The organism is Novosphingobium album (ex Liu et al. 2023), assembly GCF_029076845.1.
Classification (GTDB): Bacteria; Pseudomonadota; Alphaproteobacteria; order Sphingomonadales; family Sphingomonadaceae; genus Novosphingobium.
Map to the genome: position 1 here is coordinate 1 of NZ_JARESE010000104.1, position 2,204 is coordinate 2,204.

Consider the following 2,204-nt stretch of genomic DNA (forward strand, 5'->3'; position numbering starts at 1 on the left):
CGTGCGGTGATCAGCCGTATTCGGGATCTGGATTTCCCTTCTTCGGAGGCCGTCCGCGTCGCTTTGGCGATGGCGGATTGAACGCGGCGCCGTTGCGCACGTTTTCGGGTACGAGGGCGGCGTGCTCGCGCATCCGATAGCTCGAGCCCTCGATCTGGATGACGACCGCGTGATGCAGCAGTCTGTCGAGCAGCGCGGTGGCGACGACGGGGTCACCGAAGACCTCGCCCCATTCCGCGAAGCCGCGGTTCGAGGTGAGGATCATGGCGCCTTTTTCGTAGCGCGCGTTGACGAGCTGGAAGAACAGGTTGGCGCCGCCCGGTGTGACCGGCAGGTATCCGATCTCGTCGACGACCAGCAGCGACGCGCGCGAGAGGAAGCGGATCTTCTCGCGCAGCGTGCCTTCGCGCTCGGCCTTGGCAAGCTGGGCGATAAGATCGGCAAGCGGGATAAAGTAGACCGCTCTGCCGGCGCGGACGGCTTCGACCGCTAGGGCCGTCGCGATGTGGCTCTTTCCGGTGCCCGGTGGCCCAAGCAGGTGGACGACCTCGGCGCGTTCGATGAAGTCGAGGCTCGCGAGTGCGAGGATGCGGTTCTTGTCGAGCGAGGGCTGGAACGAGAAGTCGTAACCCGCCAGCGTCTTCACCACCGGCAGGCGGGCCATGCGCAGCGCAGCCTTGATGCGGCGGCTCTCGCGCAGCGACAGCTCTTCTCCCAGCAGTTCGTCGAGCGCTTCGATGCCGTCGATCTGACCTTGCTCGATGCGCCGCAGGGTGGCGTCGAGGATCTCGAGAGCCCTGGGCATCTTGAGGCTGACCAGGCTGCGCCGGATCGAGTCCACGCGAGTGGATGGGGCCGTGCCGTTCATGGCCGGCTCTCCATGGCCAGGCTCGCGCCGATCGCCTCGTAGATCGCCAGCGAGCGCAGGGGCACGTGATCACCGATCCGGCCGAGCGTCGCCACACCTCGCTCCGGCGCACGCGGTTGCGGGCGCCCGGTCCGGTGACGCCGATCGATGCGATATTGGCGGCGCCCTTCAAGGACGGGATGCTCGGCAACGATGACGCCGCGATCGACGATGCGGACCAGGTCCGGCAGCTGCTCGACCTCGACGATCCGGCGAGTGCGGTCAGGCACGCTGTAGAAGTTGCCGCCCACCGCCACGAAGCCATCGTGGGTGACGCGCCGCTCGAGCTTCAGGACGGCGGCAAAGCGGTGCTCGGGCAGCCGCTGCAACTCCTCCTGCTCCTCGGCGAGCGCCTCGGCAACGACGCGCTGGGTGGTGCCGTGGACCCTGACGTTCGCGACAGTATCGAGCCAGTCGACGAGCTGCGCGTTGAGATCCTCCATGTTGCGGAAGCTGCGCGCCAGGAAGAAGTCCTCGCGGATGTAGCGGAACGGGCGCTCGACCTTGCCTTTCGTTTTCGCGCGGTATGGCCGGCATGCTCTGGGCTGGAAGCGGTAGTGCTTGGCCAGCGCGAGCAACGAGCGGTTGTAGACGATGTGCCCCTGGTCATCCTCGCCGGTCACTGCGGTCTTCATACGGTCGTAGAGGATCTCGATCGGCACGCCGCCAAGCGCCTCGAACGCCTGCATATGGCAGCGCAGTAATGTCTGCAGGTCCTGGTGCAGCACGTAGCGGGCGAAGATGAAGCGCGAGTAGCCCAACACCATCGAGAACAGCCACACGATCCGCGTCGTGCCGGGCTCATCGGTAAACTCGACCACGAATCGCGCAAAGTCGACCTGCCCCTGGATGCCGGCCTTGGTCTCGAAGCGGATCTCGTAGGGCTTGGGATCATGCTCGGGCCGGATCGCCGCCAGGTAGCGCTTCACCGCCGTGTAGGCGCCCGCGTAGCCCATCTCCCTGATCTCGCGGGTCAGGCGCGAAGCGGTCAGTTCGGGGAACGCCGTCACCCGCTCGCGCAGGAACTCCAGGTAGGGCGCGATCTTGCTCGGCCGACCCGTCGTCCTGGGCCCGTACACCGGCACCTCGACGCCGCGCTCGATGTATTTTCGCACGGTCTTGGGATCGCGCCCCGTCCGGCGCGCGATCGCCGTCACCGACAGCCCCTGTCGGTGCAACTCCAGTATCATCATGGCTTCTCCAAGTCGGATCATCGGCGCCGCCTCCCGTGGGAGGCCTTCTCGCGCCGATTTTGGCGTCGCCCAATGAGCCGGGGTTAACCCCGGCTCATTGGGCA

The 2,204-nt window shown here is 66.4% G+C and carries 2 protein-coding genes; both read right to left on the bottom strand.

All coding sequences use genetic code 11. From position 1 onward, the window contains the following. Positions 1 to 10: 10 nt before the first annotated feature. Positions 11 to 868, bottom strand: coding sequence for an IS21-like element helper ATPase IstB (gene istB / locus PYV00_RS23945; RefSeq protein ID WP_275230860.1), 858 nt, complete (start codon positions 866 to 868; stop codon positions 11 to 13). Beyond that, positions 865 to 2,121 carry an IS21 family transposase gene (gene istA / locus PYV00_RS23950; RefSeq protein ID WP_275230861.1) on the bottom strand — a complete coding sequence of 419 codons (1,257 nt, stop codon included), beginning with the start codon at positions 2,119 to 2,121 and terminating at the stop codon, positions 865 to 867. Before istA ends, istB begins: the two co-directional genes overlap by 4 nt. Positions 2,122 to 2,204: the final 83 nt, after the last annotated feature.

What these genes read in the sequence shown, in the direction of transcription:
- istB (WP_275230860.1), bottom strand. Translation starts at nt 868, where the DNA reads ATGAACGGCACGGCCCCATCCACTCGCGTGGACTCGATCCGGCGCAGC.
- istA (WP_275230861.1), bottom strand. Translation starts at nt 2,121, where the DNA reads ATGATCCGACTTGGAGAAGCCATGATGATACTGGAGTTGCACCGACAG.